The 17,304-nt window shown below is 67.5% G+C and carries 17 protein-coding genes; 8 read left to right on the top strand and 9 right to left on the bottom strand.

Going from position 1 to position 17,304, the window contains the following annotated elements; genetic code table 11:
• Positions 1-120: 120 nt before the first annotated feature.
• From glmS to IPJ87_15680, 3 genes are read right to left on the bottom strand one after another with little or no spacing between them, the layout of a single operon-like run.
• The gene (gene glmS / locus IPJ87_15690; GenBank protein MBK7943292.1) at positions 121-1,965 is read right to left on the bottom strand and encodes a glutamine--fructose-6-phosphate transaminase (isomerizing); all 1,845 of its coding nucleotides are present in this window, start codon (positions 1,963-1,965) and stop codon (positions 121-123) included.
• Positions 1,966-1,971: 6 nt separating this feature from the next.
• Positions 1,972-3,285, bottom strand: coding sequence for a DUF4270 domain-containing protein (locus IPJ87_15685; GenBank protein MBK7943291.1), 1,314 nt, complete (start codon positions 3,283-3,285; stop codon positions 1,972-1,974).
• Positions 3,286-3,326: 41 nt separating this feature from the next.
• On the bottom strand, positions 3,327-4,142 hold the full coding sequence (locus tag IPJ87_15680; GenBank protein ID MBK7943290.1) for a glycogen/starch synthase: 816 nt from the start codon (positions 4,140-4,142) through the stop codon (positions 3,327-3,329).
• A 132-nt stretch (positions 4,143-4,274) separates the two neighbouring features.
• On the opposite strand from IPJ87_15680, the gene IPJ87_15675 reads away from it, so the two are divergent.
• From IPJ87_15675 to radA, 5 genes are all read left to right on the top strand, one after another.
• Positions 4,275-5,123 (top strand): pantoate--beta-alanine ligase, encoded by an 849-nt coding sequence (locus IPJ87_15675; protein MBK7943289.1) that lies wholly within the window; start codon positions 4,275-4,277, stop codon positions 5,121-5,123.
• 43 nt (positions 5,124-5,166) lie between these two features.
• Positions 5,167-5,520 (top strand): aspartate 1-decarboxylase, encoded by a 354-nt coding sequence (locus tag IPJ87_15670; GenBank protein MBK7943288.1) that lies wholly within the window; start codon positions 5,167-5,169, stop codon positions 5,518-5,520.
• Positions 5,521-5,525: 5 nt separating this feature from the next.
• The gene (locus tag IPJ87_15665) at positions 5,526-6,536 is read left to right on the top strand and encodes a flippase-like domain-containing protein (GenBank protein MBK7943287.1); all 1,011 of its coding nucleotides are present in this window, start codon (positions 5,526-5,528) and stop codon (positions 6,534-6,536) included.
• A complete protein-coding gene (rfaE2, locus tag IPJ87_15660; protein ID MBK7943286.1) occupies positions 6,533-7,036 on the top strand; it encodes a D-glycero-beta-D-manno-heptose 1-phosphate adenylyltransferase in 504 nt (167 codons plus the stop codon). The genes IPJ87_15665 and rfaE2 overlap by 4 nt, the downstream gene beginning before the upstream one ends.
• Positions 7,037-7,188: 152 nt before the next feature.
• Entirely contained in the window at positions 7,189-8,613 is a 1,425-nt protein-coding gene (gene radA, locus IPJ87_15655; protein ID MBK7943285.1) for a DNA repair protein RadA, read from the top strand.
• Between the two features lie 13 nt (positions 8,614-8,626).
• On the opposite strand, the gene IPJ87_15650 is transcribed toward radA, so the two are convergent.
• Positions 8,627-9,124, bottom strand: coding sequence for a hypothetical protein (locus tag IPJ87_15650; protein ID MBK7943284.1), 498 nt, complete (start codon positions 9,122-9,124; stop codon positions 8,627-8,629).
• Between the two features lie 134 nt (positions 9,125-9,258).
• On the opposite strand from IPJ87_15650, the gene IPJ87_15645 reads away from it, so the two are divergent.
• A complete protein-coding gene (locus IPJ87_15645; GenBank protein ID MBK7943283.1) occupies positions 9,259-9,669 on the top strand; it encodes an STAS/SEC14 domain-containing protein in 411 nt (136 codons plus the stop codon).
• Here the strand turns inward: IPJ87_15645 and IPJ87_15640 are convergent.
• The 5 genes from IPJ87_15640 to IPJ87_15620 form a co-directional block, all read right to left on the bottom strand.
• Positions 9,639-10,700: a zinc-binding dehydrogenase gene (locus IPJ87_15640; GenBank protein MBK7943282.1), complete on the bottom strand. Its 1,062-nt coding sequence runs from the start codon at positions 10,698-10,700 to the stop codon at positions 9,639-9,641. The genes IPJ87_15645 and IPJ87_15640 overlap by 31 nt on opposite strands.
• 34 nt (positions 10,701-10,734) lie before the next feature.
• Positions 10,735-11,337 (bottom strand): hypothetical protein, encoded by a 603-nt coding sequence (locus IPJ87_15635; GenBank protein MBK7943281.1) that lies wholly within the window; start codon positions 11,335-11,337, stop codon positions 10,735-10,737.
• An 86-nt stretch (positions 11,338-11,423) separates the two neighbouring features.
• Positions 11,424-12,098 (bottom strand): 16S rRNA (cytidine(1402)-2'-O)-methyltransferase, encoded by a 675-nt coding sequence (gene rsmI / locus IPJ87_15630; protein MBK7943280.1) that lies wholly within the window; start codon positions 12,096-12,098, stop codon positions 11,424-11,426.
• Positions 12,095-13,360, bottom strand: a complete 1,266-nt coding sequence (locus IPJ87_15625) for a M28 family peptidase (protein MBK7943279.1) — start codon at positions 13,358-13,360, stop codon at positions 12,095-12,097. The genes rsmI and IPJ87_15625 overlap by 4 nt, the downstream gene beginning before the upstream one ends.
• Positions 13,360-14,049, bottom strand: coding sequence for a hypothetical protein (locus IPJ87_15620; GenBank protein MBK7943278.1), 690 nt, complete (start codon positions 14,047-14,049; stop codon positions 13,360-13,362). The genes IPJ87_15625 and IPJ87_15620 overlap by 1 nt, the downstream gene beginning before the upstream one ends.
• An 83-nt stretch (positions 14,050-14,132) precedes the next feature.
• On the opposite strand from IPJ87_15620, the gene IPJ87_15615 reads away from it, so the two are divergent.
• Together IPJ87_15615 and IPJ87_15610 are read left to right on the top strand one after the other, a co-directional pair.
• Positions 14,133-14,747, top strand: coding sequence for a thymidine kinase (locus IPJ87_15615; protein ID MBK7943277.1), 615 nt, complete (start codon positions 14,133-14,135; stop codon positions 14,745-14,747).
• Positions 14,748-14,761: 14 nt separating this feature from the next.
• Positions 14,762-17,215, top strand: coding sequence for a bifunctional UDP-N-acetylmuramoyl-tripeptide:D-alanyl-D-alanine ligase/alanine racemase (locus tag IPJ87_15610; GenBank protein MBK7943276.1), 2,454 nt, complete (start codon positions 14,762-14,764; stop codon positions 17,213-17,215).
• The last annotated feature ends 89 nt before the right edge of the window (positions 17,216-17,304 follow it).

Here is a 17,304-nt window from a genome sequence, read left to right as displayed (position 1 = left end):
AGCGGGCCCGATGCCGCTTCCACCGAAGCGAGCCAGCTCTTCCGAGCCAACCGGAACTGGAGTTGTGGACCATGCGCACATGCCCGCATGGGCACATGAGCACATGGGTGTTCTCGGCGCCTATTCCACTGTGACGCTCTTGGCCAGGTTCCGCGGCTGGTCCACGTTGCAGCCCCGCATCACGGCGATGTGGTAGCTGATCAGCTGGAAGGGGATCACGCTCAACAGGGGCACGAAGGGGTCGGGCGTCTCCGGGATGGGGATCACGTGGTCGGCCAGGCCCTTCACCACGGTGTCGCCCTCGGTGACGATGGCGATCACCTTGCCCTTGCGCGCCTTCACCTCCTGGATGTTGCTCACCACCTTCTCATAGCTCGCGCCCTTGGTGGCGATCACGAACACGGGCATCTCCTCGTCGATGAGGGCGATGGGGCCATGCTTCATCTCGGCGGCCGGATAGCCCTCGGCATGGATGTAACTGATCTCCTTGAGCTTCAGCGCACCCTCGAGGGCCACCGGGAAGCTGAACCCGCGGCCGAGGTACAGGGCGTTCGCGGCATCCTTGTAGATGTCGGCGATGTACTTGATCTGCGCCTCGTTGCGGAGCACGGCCTCCACCTTGCCGGGGATGGCGTCCAGCTCGTTCAACAGCCGGTAGAACTTGCTGCCGCTGATGGTGCCTCGCTTCTGGCCGATCATCAGGGCCATCAGCGTCAGCACGGTCACCTGGGCCGTGAAGGCCTTGGTGCTGGCCACCCCGATCTCCGGTCCGGCATGGGTGTACGAGCCGGCATGCGTCACCCGGGCGATGCTGCTGCCCACCACGTTGCAGATGCCGATGATGGTGGCCCCGCGGCCTTTCGCCAGTTCGATCGCGGCCATCGTATCGGCCGTCTCGCCGCTCTGGCTGATGGCGATCACGATGTCATCCTCGTTGATGATCGGGTTGCGGTAGCGGAACTCGCTGGCGTACTCCACCTCCACGGGGATGCGCGCCAGCTCCTCGAAGAGGTACTCGCCCACCAGGCCCGCGTGCCAGCTGGTGCCGCAGCCCACGATCAGGATGCGCTTGGCCTGCACGAACTTCTGCTCGTAGTCCTTGATGCCCCCCAGCACCACCTCGCCCTTGGCCAGGTTGAGGCGGCCCCGCAAGCTGTCGCGGATGCTGCGCGGCTGCTCATGGATCTCCTTGAGCATGAAGTGGTCATAGCCGCCCTTCTCCAAGGCCTCCAGGTGCATCTCCAGTTCCTGGATGAACGGCGTCTTCACCTGGTTCTTGATGTTCCGGATCTTGAGGCCCTGACGTCGGTCGATCACCGCGATCTCGCCATCCTCCAGGTACACCACGTTCTTGGTGTGCTCCACGATGGGTGTGGCATCGCTGGCCACGAAGTGCTCCCCGTTGTCACCGATGCCGATGACCAGGGGTGAGCTCTTCCGCGCGGCCACCATCACATCCGGGTCCTTGCGATCGAGCACCACGATGGCGTAGGCGCCCACCACGCTCTCCAGGGCCAACCGAACGGCCTCGGCCAGGTCCACGCCTTCGGTGCGTTGGATGTCGTCGATCAGGTGCACAAGCACCTCGGTGTCCGTGTCGCTGCGGAACACGTGGCCGCGGGTGAGCAGCTCCTCCTTGATCGGCGCGTAGTTCTCGATGATCCCGTTGTGGATCAACGCCAGATCGCCACTGGTGCTCTGGTGCGGGTGCGCGTTGATGTCGTTGGGCGGACCGTGCGTGGCCCACCGCGTGTGGCCGATGCCCACCGTACCCGCATGCGAACGGCCATCCACATGGGCCTCCAGGTCGCTCACCTTGCCCTGGCACTTGTGGATCGTCAGCACGCCACCGTCCAGAAGGGCAACGCCGGCACTGTCGTAGCCCCGGTACTCCAGGCGCCGCAGGCCGTTGATCAGGATGGGATAGGCCTGTTTGTCACCCAAGTAGGCTACGATACCGCACATGGCCGGTCAGTATGTGGTAAAAGTAAGGATGAGCCGCATGGGGTCCTCGGCATCCTCCGGGCCGCGCAACACGGTGCGGTCCACGGCCACGCCACCGTTGCCCGGTACGATGGACAGACCGGTGTTGCCATAGTCACCGTTGAGCAGCCGCTGCATGTAGCGCGTGATGGCAAAGCGGTACACCCGGTCGTCCTCGTCCAGTTCGCCCCCGATCGAAAGGCCCGAGGTCAGTTGATCGGGCAGCAGCAGGTCCTCGCCTTCATCGTTGCTCCGGAACAGGAAGAGCGTTGCCGACGGCGACAGTGCATCGGGCCAGTCCCCCCGCACCGGCACCACCAGTTCGGCCTTCGCCAGGGCGCGCAGTTCACGCTCGGGGTAGTCCAGCACATGCGGAAGGGCGATGCGGGTCCGCAGGCCACCGAGCGACTGCACGAAGCAGGTCCCGCCTAAAGTGGTGTCGGCCAAAGCTTCCGGAAGACCGGGCTCCACCGCCGCGTCATGGCCATGCTCCATCACCGTGTACCGCACGCTGTTGTCATTGATGAGCAGGTCGAAGCTGAGGGTGTCCTCGGCGCCCGGCAGGGTGTTGCGGTAGTAAAGCGTGAGCTTGCTTTCGGCCAGCAGCAGGTTGAGGTAGAGGATACCCCCCTGACCGGGCAGTTGACCGGGGTTGTCCACCCCGATGAGCAGACCCTTCAGGTAGCTGAGGAAGGCCGTGTTGTCCACCATGTCCGCCGTACCGAAGCGGCCCAACAACCGTTGCCCGAAGGCCGGATCGAGCGGGATGCGCAGCTGGGGGCCCAAGGTGTCGCCACCCACCACGGGGCGCACCACGGGTCGCGGGGTGATGAGGCCTGCATGTGAGCGCACCAGATCGGTCGGCACCGTGCCGGGCACGTCATCCACGCGGTAGGTGCTGTCCAGGGACAGGGCCTCGGTGATCTCGTGCACGGTGAACCGCTGCGCGCTCAGGTCCCCGTACACCGGGCCGCTGTCCTCGAACCGGAGGGCCAGCACGGCGGAATCGATCACCAGCCCGCTGTTGTCCTGGCCGCTGCCCACGTTGTTCGTGCTCAGCCGCACCTGGGTGACGATGCGCGCCCGCACCGTACCGAAGCGCGGATCCACGTAGCTGCCGAGGGCATTGCGGCTCAAGCCATTGGTCTTCACCGGCTCTTCGCGCACCGTCCAGGCCAGCAGGGTCGTGGTGTCGGTCACCACCAGGCCCAACGTATCGGCCGGGTCGATCAGGTCGCGGCCCAGCTCATCCTCGGGTCGTTTGCACGCACCCAGGGCCAGCACGACCAGCACCCCGAGCACGAGGCGCCTGGAACGAAGGGGATGTGGGGAGGCCAAGGCGGTCACACCAAGGCTTCCTCCAATACGCTCTGGTAGAACTCGGCGTGCGCCGTGATCAGGTCGGCCTGCGCCGGACAGGCCAGCAACGGCTTCTCACTGGCCTTGATGGCGCTCTCCAGGCCCTTGCCGAGCTTGGGGCTGCCCTTCACCACCGCATCGCTCATCTCGATGCCGAACTTGTACAGTTCCTCCGTGGTGGGCTTGCCCAGACCCTTGAACAGGTCCTTCGAGAAGCCTTCGAGCTCCAGTTTGCGCGCCAGGCCCTTGTCCAGGGGCTCCGGCTTCTCATCGTACACACTGAACACCAGTTTGGCGTTCTCGAAGTGGGGATCGTCGCTGAAGTGATGCTTCACGTACAGGGGCACGAAGGCCGTCATCCAGCCGTGGCAGTGGATGATGTCCGGCACCCAGCCCAGCTTGCGCACGGTCTCGAGCACTCCACGGCTGAAGAACAGCGCGCGCTCGTCGTTGTCCGGGTGGAACGCGCCGTCCTTGTCGTTCCACGTGCATTTGCGCTTGAAGTACTCCTCATTGTCGATGAAGTACACCTGCATGCGGGCGCTGGGCACACTGGCCACCTTGATCAGCAGGGCGTGATCCGTGTCGTTGATGATGAGGTTCATCCCGCTGAGCCGGATCACCTCGTGCAACTGGTGGCGCCGCTCGTTGATGCATCCGAACTTGGGCATGAAGACCCGGATCTCGTTGCCGCACTCCAGAATGCCTTGCGGCAGCTGGCGCGTGGCCTGGGCCATCTCGTGCTCCTCCAGGAAGGGGTGGATCGACTGGGCGATGGTCAGGACTTTCGCGTTCTTCAGGCTCATTCGGAAGGGATGGGGGGAAAACGGGTACAAAAATATAGACTTTCCGGCGGACCTTCAACCGCGTGTCCTAGCTTGGCGCCGGTCCGGAAAGACGTTTCTCCCTGCCGGACAAGGACTTCCGCCGTCATGGACCGACTGTCCGTCCCATCCGAGGCGGCCGCTTGGAGCGCCGCACAGCGCCGCCAGGGGGGACGCGTCGGTTTCGTGCCCACCATGGGGGCCCTGCACGCCGGGCACCTGGCCTTGGTGGCGGAGGCCCGCCGCCGATGCGACTGGGTGGCGGCCAGCATCTTCGTCAACCCCCTGCAGTTCAACAACCCCGAGGACCTCGCCCGCTACCCACGGCAGCCTGAGGCCGATGCCCGGCTCCTGGCGGAGGCCGGCTGCGACCTGCTCTTCCAGCCCGACGCCGAGGGCCTGTACCGAGGCTTCAGTCCCTTGCGATACGATCTCAACGGTCTGGACGAGCATTGGGAAGGGCCCAGCCGTCCCGGCCACTTCCAAGGCGTGGTGAACGTGGTCGAACGCCTGTTCCACGTTGTGCGGCCTGACATGGCCTTCTTCGGGGAAAAGGACCGACAGCAGCTCGCCATCATCCGCCACGTGGCGACCACGCTCCATTGGCCGACGGTCATCGTGCCCTGCCCCACCCTGCGCGAAGCCGATGGCCTGGCGATGAGCAGCCGGAACCAACGCCTCGGTCCGGCGGATCGAGCACGCGCACCGCTGCTGTACCGGGCCTTGCAGGCCGTGGCCGATCTCGCCTTCCACCACGGCGTGGAGGAAGCCCGCCAGGCGGGACTGGATGTCCTGGCCACCGATCCGGAGATCCAGCTTGACCACCTGGGCATCGCCCACCCGGACACCCTCGCCCCGCTCACCCGTTGGGACGGGCTCGACCGGGCCGTGGCCCTGATCGCCGCCCACGTGGGCCCGGTGCGGCTGATCGACAACCTGGACCTGCGTCGCGGATGAGCCGGTGGCGATACCTTTGCCGCCCGCGTTCCGCGGACCGCCCATGACCATCGAAGTCCTCCGCGCCAAGATCCATCGCGTCCGCGTCACCGAGGCCGACATCAACTACATCGGCAGCATCACGCTGGACGAGGATCTGATCGATGCCGCCGGCCTGGTGGAAGGCGAAAAAGTGCAAGTACTGAACGTCAACAACGGCGACCGCCTGTACACGTACGTGATCAAAGGGGAGCGCGGCTCCGGGGTGGTCTGCCTCAACGGCCCTGCCGCCCGGCGGGTGAGCGTGGGCGATATCGTGATCGTGGTGGCCTACGCCCACATGACCCTGGAGGAGGCCCGCGCCTACCGCCCCACCATCATCTTCCCCGACGAGCGCACCAATACGCTCAAGCCGTAGGACCCATGCGCAAGGCGGTCTGGGGCACCCTGAAGGTGGCGGTGCCCGTGGCCTTGGGCATCTGGCTTGTGCTCCACTTCTACCGCCAGCTGGACGATGGTCAGCGTGCGGCCCTGTTCGAGGCCTTCGGCCGCGCCTCGGTGCCCTGGCTGGTGCTCAGCAACCTGCTGGGCTGGCTGAGCCATGTGAGCCGGGGATGGCGTTGGCGTTACCTGCTGCGCCATCTGGGCCACGAGCCCGGGTTCTGGTCCTGCTATCATGCCGTGATGGGCGGCTACTTCATGAACATGCTGCTGCCCCGCGCCGGAGAGGCCAGCCGGGCCGCCATGCTCTACCGCACCGAAGGCGTGCCCTTCGAGAAGGGGTTCGGCACGATCCTCGCCGAACGCGCCGTGGACATGGTGATGCTGCTGGGCATCGCCGGCGTCACCCTGCTGCTGCAGGCCGACATGATCGACCTCTTCCAGGCACGCATCGCCGCGTTCCGCGCGCAACAGGCCCCCGGCCCTGATGGTCAGGGCCTGGGCTGGTGGGTGCTCGCGCTCGTGGTCATCGGTGCGGCCGTGGCCGCGTTCCTGGTGTTCACCCGTCCCACCTTGCGTGCACGGGTGATGGACGGCGTCCGCGGCTTCGTGGAAGGCGTGCGTTCCATCCTGCGCACGCCGGACAAGGGCCCGTACCTCTTCCATACCGTCTTGATCTGGGCGCTGTACGTGGCCATGTTCTGGGTGGGCTTCATGGCCCTGCCCGAGACCCGGGAGGTGCCCCCTGCCGGTGTGATGGCCGGGTTCATCGCAGGATCGGTGGGCATCGTTCTCGTTCAGGGCGGCATCGGCGCCTACCCCGCCTTCGTGGCCCTCATCGTCAGCGTGTACATGTCCGGCGGCGAGGGCGGCGTCATCCGCCCCGAGGCCCTGGCCATGGGCTGGCTGCTGTGGGTGGCCCAGACGCTCATGATCATCAGCCTCGGCGGCCTCTCGCTACTTTTGGTCGCCCGTAAGCGCAGCACACCATGACCACCGATCTCGCCCCCGCCAGCGTTCACCCCCACGTGACCGACCGCGTCGGTGCCGTGCGTCTGGTCCACGTCTGGCGCGTGAAGGGCGACCGCATCGTGTTCACCAACGGCTGCTTCGACCTGCTGCACCGCGGCCACGTGGAGTACCTGGAGGAAGCCGCGCAGCTCGGCGACCGCCTGGTGGTGGGCATCAACAGCGACGCCAGTGTGCGCCGTCTGGGCAAGGGCGCCGATCGACCCCTCAACGATGAGGAGAGCCGCGCGCTGGTAGTGGCCGCCCTGCGCTGCGTGGATGCCGTGGTGGTCTTTGACGAGGACACCCCGCTGGAGCTGATCACCGCCCTGCAGCCCGACGTGCTGGCCAAGGGCGGCGACTGGAAGCCCGAGCAGATCGTGGGCGCCGACGTGGTGAAGGCCCGCGGCGGCAGCGTGCACAGCCTGAAGCTCGTGAACGGCTTCTCCACCACCGCCCTGGTCGAGCGGATCCGCCGTGGCTGAGCGGCCCACTCCGACCGGTCGTTCGGGCTGCGCAAGGGTCGCATGTGCCCATCCTGCGTTGCTGGTCCCTCACGTAGCCCCCGCTATGCTCGTCACCAACGCCCTGTCCGGTCACATGATCCTCCTCGCTCGCCTACACACACCGATCGGAGATGGCCGCTAAGGTCCGCTCCCAATTCGTCTGCCAGAGCTGCGGCTCGGCCTTTCCCCAATGGCTCGGGCAATGCCCCAGCTGCAAGCAGTGGAACACGCTGGTGGAGGAGGTGCGCGACCGCCTGGAGGAGAAGCGCGGTACGCCGGCCAGTGTGAAGAGCCGCACCCCGAGGCCCGTCGCCATCGGCGACATCCCCGCACAGGACGGCCCGCGGATTCCGCTCAGCGACCGTGAGCTCGCCCGCGTGATGGGCGGTGGCCTCGTGCCCGGCAGCATCACGCTCATCGGAGGCGAGCCCGGCATCGGCAAGAGCACCCTGCTGCTGCAGACCGCGCTGCGCAACCCGCACCTGAAGACGCTGTACGTCTCCGGCGAGGAGAGCGAACACCAAGTGAAGATGCGCGCCGAGCGCTTGCAAGTGTCGAGTGGCGAGTTGCGAGTGACGAGTGATGCTACTCGACACTCGCCACTCGACACTCGCCGCTCCGAAAGCTGTTACGTCCTGACGGAAACCAACACGCAGAACATCTTCAAGCACATCGAGGCGCTGGAGCCGGGGCTGGTAGTGATCGACAGCGTGCAGACCCTGCACACCGCCACGCTCGATGCGAGCCCGGGCAGCGTGGGCCAGGTACGCGAATGCACCGCCGAGATCATGCGCTTCGCCAAGGTGACCGACGTGCCCTTCGTGCTCATCGGCCACATCACCAAGGACGGCTTCATCGCGGGCCCGAAGGTGCTGGAGCACATGGTGGACTGCGTGCTGCAGTTCGAGGGCGACCGCGACCATGCGTACCGACTGCTGCGCCCGCTGAAGAACCGCTTCGGCAGCACCAACGAGCTCGGCATCTACGAGATGCACGGCACGGGCCTCGCCGCCGTGGAGGACCCCAGCCAGGTGCTGCTCGGCGACCGGCGCGAGCGGCCCAGTGGCGTGGCCGTGAGCGCAACGCTCGAAGGACAGCGCCCCCTGCTGATCGAAGTGCAGGCATTGGTGAGCAGCGCGGTGTACGGCACGCCGCAGCGCAGCGCCACCGGCTTCGACCTGCGCCGCCTCAATATGCTCCTCGCCGTGCTGGAGAAGCGCTGCGGCTTCCGGCTCGGGCAGAAGGATGTGTTCCTCAACCTCGCCGGCGGCTTCCGCGTGGAGGAGCCCGCGATCGACCTGGCCGTGGTGTGCGCCGTGCTCAGCAGCAACGCCGACATCGCCATCCCCATGGACACCGCGTTCTGCGGCGAGGTGGGCCTCACCGGCGAGATCCGCCCCGTGACGCGCACCGAACAGCGCATCGCCGAAGCGCAGAAGCTCGGCTTCGCCCGCGTGTTCGTGCCCAAGGGCACCAAGGGCATCGGCCCGGTGAAGGGCATCGAGCTCGTGCCGGTGGGGCAGGTGAACGAGGTGCTCAGCGCGTTGTTCGGGTGAGACTGATCGGGCATCAGCGCACCTGAAGTGCTTCGGCGTAGATCGCCGCGCGCGACCCGGAGCAGTGGTCCACCACAAGACCTGTGGCGGCGAAGACCATGAGACCCACGGCGATGCCCGAGGTGGTCGGGTTGCGCCAGAACAGCATGAGCGCCAATGCGGCCAGCAGGCACGCCGCATACAGGTAGCGGTAGGTGGCGTAGTTGCGGTTCACCACCGCCATGCGTGCACCCTCATCCGCGCGAACACCGGCTTCCTGGCCTTGTGCCAGCCGCTCGCGCAGCCGCACCGCATGCGGCCCATCGCGCAACAGCAGCGGCACCGCCACGCTGAACGCCGCCACCGCGATCAGACCGAGCGTCACGGACAGCGCACGTGCAAAGCGGTCCGCCGAGATCCACAGGAGCGCGGCGGCCACCACCAGTGCACAGCCGAAGGCGAGGAACGCGATCATCTCGACGCGTTCGCCGCGGAAGTAGATGTCGATCGCGGAGCGAAGGGGTTCGGACATGGAGTGAAGCTAGTCCGCTCCGGTGGTCGGTCCGCAGGGGCCCCTGACAGCAGGCGCGGCCGGTGGTCGTTATTATTTGTGAATGAGGGAGTAAGCCTTATTTCGTATGCACGCATACGATCACCTTTGCCGCCATGAACGGACATCCTTCCCTGATCGACACAGCGACGGCCACCGTGGAGCGTGTCTCCGCGGAGCTGATCGAGGTGCGCTTCAAGCCGGATGTGAAGTTGGATGTGGAGGGGATCGGCGAGGTCGTGAGCGCGAAACGTACCCTGTGCGGGGTCGACAGCCCCGATGTGTTGGCGGTGATGCCGCCGGAGGTCGACTTTGAACTGAACGTCCTGAACGTGGACCACAGCAAGGCCAACGGGGGCTGCCTCACGCGACGGCTGGCCTTCGCAGGCCAAAGCCCGTTGAACGAACGACTGGCCGATCTCTATTTCAGCTATTTCCCACGCCACGGCGAAACGCGGGTGTTCAACGATGAGCGTGAGGCCCGCCAGTGGCTCGATCAGCGCGCCGAGGTCGTCCCCGATCCCTGAACCGGATCATCGGCCCACGACAGGGCCACCTTGCCGAGTGTGAGGCCTGAGCCCAGCGCGCGCAGCGCTGAGGGAAGCTGCTTCGCAGGCAGCGTGGCGTGCACGTGCGGCCGCAGCATTCCCCCGGCCGTAGCATGCACCACGGCCTGAAGGCATTCGGCCACGAGTTCGGGCCGGTGGTCGCCGAGCTTCAACATGTTGATGCCGACGATGCCCTTGCTGCGCATCATCAGGAAGATGGGCACCACCAGGCCCATGTCCCACACGAAGCGCAGGGTGGCGAACGGACCCGCGCCGCTGCCGCGTTGGGCACCACCGAATAGCACGACCGTGCCACCGCTGCCGATCAGGCCCATGTCCGTGCGGAAACTGCGCCCCGCCACGGCGTTGAAGCTGACATCGAGCCGCGCGCCGGCGAGCGCGGACCGCACGGCGGCATCGTATGGCCCCGCCAACCGGTCGACCGGATGCTGCACACCCAAGGCCCGCAGGTGGGCCACCTTTTCCGCCCCGCCGGCCACGGCGAACACCGTGCATCCGCTGTGCAAGGCCAGCTGGACGAGCAGCTGCCCCACCCCACCGGCGGCGCTGTGTACCAGCACCCGCATGCCGGCACGGAGCGGCACGGCCATGCGCGCGGCGTACCAGGCCGTGCAGCCCTGGGTGGCCAGCGCGGCGGCCACGCCCAGCGGCAGCCCATCGGGAACCGGAGCGCACGCCCGCGCATCCGCCAGCGCCAGTTCCGCATATCCGCCGAAGCGTGTCAACGCCACCACCCGGCGTCCTTGCAGCGCGGGGGAAACGCCCGGACCGCACTCCACCACCCGGCCCACCACCTCATAGCCCAGCACGCTGGGCAGCGGCGGGGCCTCGCGGTAGAGGCCGCGCACGGCCATCACATCGGCGTAGTTGATGCCGAAGCCCTCGGCCCGGATGAGGACCTGACCGGGCCCGGGCTGCGGATCGGCGACCTCCGCGAGCCGCAGGCCGCGCTCGGGATCACCGTGCCGATGAAGTTGCCAGGCGCGCATCCGTAATGGGATCGATGGTGAAGGTCGGTGCGAGCTACTCTCCCTCCAACATCACCTCGAAGTCCACCACGCATTGGCGCGTGCGGTCCAGGTCGTCCGCACCACCGATGCAGGTGTACAGGGGGGCGTACTGCGGATGCGCCGCACGGAACCTGCCACTGGCCGACCGCTCATCGCCTTCGCGGAACACCGCAGGCACGATCGGGCCCTCCAGGTCCTTGCTCACGTAGGACCGATGGCCCTGGCCTTCGGCGAACATGACCTGTTCCAGCCGCTCGTGCTGCATGCGAAGGTGGGCGTGCCCGTTCTCGTAGTAGCAGATGCCCCCGTGCGTCCACAAGCGCACCGGGGCATGGCGCTCATCAGGGTTGATGCGATAGACCACGTCGCCGTAACCGAACCCCCAGAGCGTGGAGCACCCCACCTCGCGCCGCGCACCATCCTTTTCCACCGTGATGCGGTGATCCCGCCCGGCAGGCACGAGCTCCACGAAGGCGCCCACCGCTTCGCCCGCGCGGGTCCGGTAGGCTTCCATCGAAGGATAGAGAACGACCTGTGCCTTCGCGGCGCCAGCGAGGAACACGGAGATGACCGGAAGCAGGGAGAGCGTGCACCAGGCCTTCAGCGGTCGCCACATCTTCACCGTGGAAAAGTACTCGCTTGAGGCGGGCCCCGGATGAAGCTCCCTCCGGATGCATCAACAGGCCGCGGTGGGCAGGATGCTCATGAGGCTCCACCCACGCACACCACGAACTCGCCACGCGGCGCGTGCGCGCTGAAGTGCGCCTGCAGCTGTGCGACACTGCCACGGACGTGCTCCTCGTGCATCTTGCTGATCTCGCGGCTCGCACAGGCGGGACGGTCCGGGCCCAGCACCCCGGCCAGTTCGTCCAGCAACCGCAGCATCCGGTGGGGGCTCTCGTACAGCACGATGGTGCGGGGTTCGTCACGCAGCGCTTCCAGGCGGGTGCGCCGTCCTTTCTTCTGGGGCAGGAACCCCTCGAACACGAAGCGCTCGCAGGGCAGGCCGCTGCACACCAATGCAGGAACGAAAGCCGTGGCGCCGGGCAGGCACTCCACAGGGATGTCGGCGCGCAGGGCGGCCCGCACCAACAGATAGCCCGGGTCGCTGATGCCCGGTGTACCGGCATCGCTCACCAACGCCAGGTGCTCACCTCGTTCAAGCCGTGCGATGAGCTGCTCCACCATGCGGTGCTCATTCACGGTATGGAAGCTGAGGAGCGGTCGCGCGATGCCCAAGTGCTGTAGCAAACGCCCGCTCACCCGGGTATCCTCGGCCACCACCGCGTCCGCCTCCGCCAGCACACGCCGGGCGCGGAGGGTGATGTCCTCCAGGTTGCCGATGGGGGTCGGCACCACGGTCAATCGGCCGCTCACTTCAACCCGTTGATGAGGTCCACCAAGGTGAGATACACGTCGTGATACTCGGTGAGCGGCAGGGTCTCCGCACGGTCGAACACGTCGTGGTAGGCGGTGATGCCGCCCATGGTGTAGATGAAGACGGCCGGCACGCCGCGCTTCACGAATGGGCAGTGGTCGCTGTTGCAGGCCGGTCCACGGGGCTTCACCTGCGCCAGCCGCCCACTGGCCGTGTTGCCCGCCACCATCCGATCGAAGACCTCCTGGTGCGCCGTGGCGTTCACGACGGTGATCCCTTCCTCGCCGGTGCCCAGGAGGTCGAGGTTGATCAGCAGCTTCACGGCCCCAAGGTCGAACGCGCGGTCCACCGCGCACCACTCACTGCCCACCAGACCGGCCTCCTCCCCGGCGAACGCGATGAAGAGCACATCGCACCACGGCTTCTCCCGGGCGTACCGCGCCGCCAGGTTGAGCAGCATGCTCACTCCGCTGGCGTTGTCATTGGCCCCGGGGAAGAGGACGTCGGGACCCATCCGGCCCAGATGGTCGTAGTGGGCCGTGACCACCACCAGTTCCTTGCTGCTCCGACCCTTCACCAGGCCCCACACGTTGCGCGCGTTGTGCTTGCGCAACCGGTTGGCCACACGCAGGTCGATGGTCGTGGCGCTGTCGTTCCACACCTCGGCACTGAGCTCCAGCAACGGAAAGCGTGCGGCTTGCTGAGCTACGCCCCAGGTGAGCTTCCCGGCCGACCTGCGCAGCACCGGGCCGTAGTGGAGCAGCTCATCCTGGACACCGCGCACCAAGGCCAGTGAATCGGCATCGCGAACGACGGGTAGGTGCAGGGCAATGGCCCGCCCGGTGACCACGCCCATGGTCATGGCCCTTCGTTCCGGTGTGGCGAGGTCGTTGAGCGTGAGGTGCACCACGTCATAGCGGCCCTTGGCGCTTCCGGACCCGGGGTCGACGAGGAAGTCGATGCCGGGCCGAAGGGGTGCTCCGTCCACGGCGAGCTTCACACTGTCCGGAAAGGTGTTCACCGTGAAGCTGAAGGGCTCGGACCGGCTGTCGCGGACACGGAGCAGGCCCAGGCGGTCGAACTCGGCGGCGATGAGCTCGGCGGCGAGGCTGTCGCCGCCGTTCACATAGCCCCGACCGTGCAGCGCAGGCGAGGCGAGGGTGTCCACCCACCGGCGCGCGTTGGCGAGCACGGCGGCGGCGTCCTGTGCGGCAGCGGGCAGGGCCGCGAGCGCCAGGAGGGGAAGATGGAGGATGCGCATCAGCGGTGTCGACGTTCCACGAGGTCCAGGAAGGCCTGCAGCGCCTCGGGGTCCGGGGCCTTCTTCAACCGGGTGAGCTGCTCCTCCACCAAGCGGCGTGCCTCATCAACCCCGGGCGCGCCATTGATGGTCTCGACGCCCTGCTCAAAGGCCACGCGGTCGCCCCCGAACAGTTCCGCCACGAACCAGAACTTCTGGCTGAGCGCGATGGCCTTGCCCAGGTCGGGGATGGGGGCCTGACCCAGCTTGTCGGCCACGCTCTTTGGACGATCGGACGTTGCTTTCGCCGGCTTCTGTCCCCGGGGCAGGGCGGGGGTCCCTTCCGTTTCGGCGATGGCGTCGATCAGGGAGGTCTGCCGGATCTCCGCACGCGTGTCCAAACGGATCACCGGGGTGGCGGGGGGCTCGGGCGCCCTCGGCGCTGGGTCCTCCTTGGGCGCGTGGGCGGGCACCGTGGCCGGCGGCTCGGCCGCCAGGGCCAGCGCCGCGGCCGGCGGTTGCGGTCGCTCACCCTCGCGGGCCTTGTGACGAAGCACCACCAGACGCTCGTACAGCTCACGCGCGTCATCGCAGGCCTGCTCCAGGCCGGCCACGTTCAAGCTCCCCTTCTCCAACGCCCGCTCAGCCTCGATCAAGGCCTTCACCAGGTCCTGGATCCGCTTGTACCGCTTGTCTTCCACCTTCTGCATGGCCCAAGGTCCAACGCGAAGATGCCTATTTTCGTGCCGGGGTGCAAACCCGTATGCGCCCCGTCCCCCTAGGCACCGCCGCAATGTTCCTGGAGCGCGTCCGCAGCCAAGCCCCCGGTAAGGGCTGGATCGAGGTGATCTGCGGATCGATGTTCAGCGGCAAGACCGAGGAACTGATCCGCCGACTGCGCCGGGCGGAGTTCGCCCGCCAGAAGGTGGAGATCTTCAAACCCAGCGTGGACACGCGCTACGCCGACACCGAAGTGGTGAGCCACGACGCCACCAGCATCCGGAGCACCCCGGTGCCCAACAGCAGCAACCTGCTGCTGCTGGCCGCCGACATCGACGTGGTGGGCATCGACGAGGCCCAGTTCTTCGACGAGGGCCTTCCACAGGTGTGCGCGCAGCTGGCCAACAGCGGTGTACGCGTGATCGCCGCCGGGCTGGACATGGACTTCCAAGGACGGCCGTTCGGCCCCATGCCCCATCTGATGGCCATCGCCGAGCACGTATCGAAGGTGCACGCCATCTGTGTGCACTGCGGACAGCTGGCCACCTTCAGCCACCGCACGCACGCCAGCACCGACCTCATCCACCTCGGGGAGACCGACAGCTACGTGCCCTTGTGCCGCGGCTGCTTCGAGGCGGCCCGCCTGGACCAGGACGCTCCGGCCCGCCACGCGGCCGCCCGCCGATGATGGGCCCGCATCTCTTGAGCCGCATCGCCGAGGCCGTGGGCGGGGTCCTGCACGCCCCGCTGGGCGATGGGCCCGTGACGGAGCTCGTTCTGGATTCACGCCGGCCGCACCTGCTGCCCGACACGCTGTTCGTGGCCCTGCGGGGCGAACGCCACGACGGGCATCGATACTTGGCCGATCTGGTGGAACGCGGGGTGGGACATGCTCTGGTGGGCGCGCTTCCGGCCCCCGAGCTGCGCGAACGGCTGAACACCATCCTCGTGCCCAACACCCTGGACGCGTTGCAACGGCTGGCGGCCTGGCATCGCGGACAGTTCCATGGCCCCGTGGTGGGCATCACGGGCAGCAACGGGAAGACCGTGGTGAAGGAGTGGATCGCGCAGCTGCTGGGTCGGGAGGAGCACATCGCCCGCAGCCCCGGCAGCTGGAACAGCCAGGTGGGCGTGCCGCTGAGCGTGTGGGGGCTGCGCGGGGGGCACAGCCTCGGCCTCTTCGAGGCGGGCATCAGCCGGCCCGGGGAGATGGCCCGTCTGCGACCCATCATCCGCCCCACCATCGGGGTGTTCACCAGCCTGGGACCCGCGCACGGCGAGAACTTCGTCGATGACCGGGCCAAGGCGCTTGAAAAGCTCGATCTCTTCCGCGATGCCCAGGTGCTCGTGTACCCGCAGGACATCACCACGCTGCATGCGGCGGTGAAGGAGCTGCATATCGACCAGCACCTGCTGACGCGCACCTGGTCGCGGGAGGGATCGGCCTTCCTGCACCTGCTCCGGGAGGAACGCGTGGAGGGCGGGCTCCGGCTCACGATCGCCCACGGCCCGGAGGTCTTCACCGTGCAGCTGCCTTTCGACGACCATGCCAGCGTGGCCAACGCCATGACCTGCATGACGCTGCTGTTGCACCTGGGCCGAACGCCAGCCTGGCTGCAAGAGCACATTCCCCAGCTGCACCCTGTGGCCATGCGTCTGGAACTGGTGGACGGGGTGAACGGCAGCCTGCTGATCAACGACGCTTACAGCAACGATACGGCCTCGCTGGCCATCGCCCTGGACCATCTTGCCGCGCACGCCACCGGCCGGGAACGGATCGTGGTGCTGGGCGACATCCACGAGAGCGGCGAAGCGCCCGCAGGTCTGTATGAACGGGTGGCCGGGCTGCTGCACCGGGCCCGGGTGGAGCGTGTGCTGGGGGTGGGGCCCCAGCTCACCGCCCACGCCGCGCGGTTCGGGCCGCAGGCCCGCTTCTTCCCCGATGCGGACGCCCTGCTGCGCGAGGTGCCCACGGATGCCCTGCGCGACGCCGCCGTGCTGGTGAAAGGTGCCCGCAGCCTGGGCCTGGAGCGCGTGGTGGAACGCTGGCAACGGCAGGTGCACGGCACGGTGCTGGAGATCGATCTGGAGGCCGTGCGGCACAACCTCAACCACTTCCGCGGTCTGCTGCGGCCCGGCACCGGCGTGCTGGCCATGGTGAAGGCCTTCGGCTACGGCAGCGGCGCCACCGAGCTGGCCCGCCTGTTCGCCTACGAACGCGTGGACATGCTGGGCGTGGCCTACGCCGACGAGGGCATCGCCCTGCGCCAGGAAGGCATCGCCCTGCCCATCCTGGTGATGAACCCCGAGCCCGTGCCGTTCGAGGTGATGCACCGCTTCCGCCTGGAACCCGTGGTGTACGACCTGCGCTCGCTGCACACGGCCATCGACCACGCCCGATCGCATGCCGACGCCCCCCCAGTGCACCTGAAGATCGACACCGGCATGCACCGCCTGGGCTTCGACCCCGACCACTTGGTACCGGCCATCGACGCGCTCCGGCAGGCTCCCTTCCTGCGGGTGAGCACCGTGTTCAGCCATTTCGCCGCCAGCGAGGACCCGGCCCACGATGCCTTCACCCGCGACCAGCTGGCCCGCTTCACCACCGCCGCCGACCGGGTGGAGGCCGTGCTGAAGCAGCGGCCGAAACGCCACATCGCCAACTCGGCCGGCATCAGCCGCTTCCCGGAGGCCCACCTGGACCTGGTGCGGCCCGGCATCGGCCTGCACGGCGTGGGCTTCGACGCCACCGAGAGCGCCAAGCTCCGGCCCGCGGCGCGCCTGCTCACCACCATCGCCCAGGTGAAGGAGCTGAAGGCCGGGGACAGCGTGGGCTACGGTCGTCGCCATCGCGTGCAGGCCCCCCAGCGCATCGCCGTACTGCCGATCGGCTATGCCGACGGCCTGTTCCGCAGCCTGGGCCACGGTGTGGGCCATGTGCGCATCCACGGGCGACCCGCACCGTTCGTGGGCGGCATCTGCATGGACATGTGCATGGTGGACGTCACCGCCATCGCCTGCCAACCCGGTGACCCGGTGACGGTGTTCGGCCCCGAACGACCGCTGGTGGACCATGCGCGGGACATGGGCACCATTCCGTACGAAGCGCTGACCGCCGTAAGCCAGCGGGTGAAGCGGGTGTTCGTGCACGGGTAGGCGCAGGCTTCCAAGGTCAGGGCGCAGCAGGTCCGATCCCCAGGCAGCCCATCGGTGTTGTTCAGGCGTCCATCGGGTACATTCGCGGC

It is taken from the genome of Flavobacteriales bacterium (assembly GCA_016713875.1).
In the GTDB taxonomy this organism is placed as follows: Bacteria; Bacteroidota; Bacteroidia; order Flavobacteriales_F; family PHOS-HE28; genus PHOS-HE28.
This window is presented reverse-complemented; position numbering and strand designations above follow the sequence as displayed.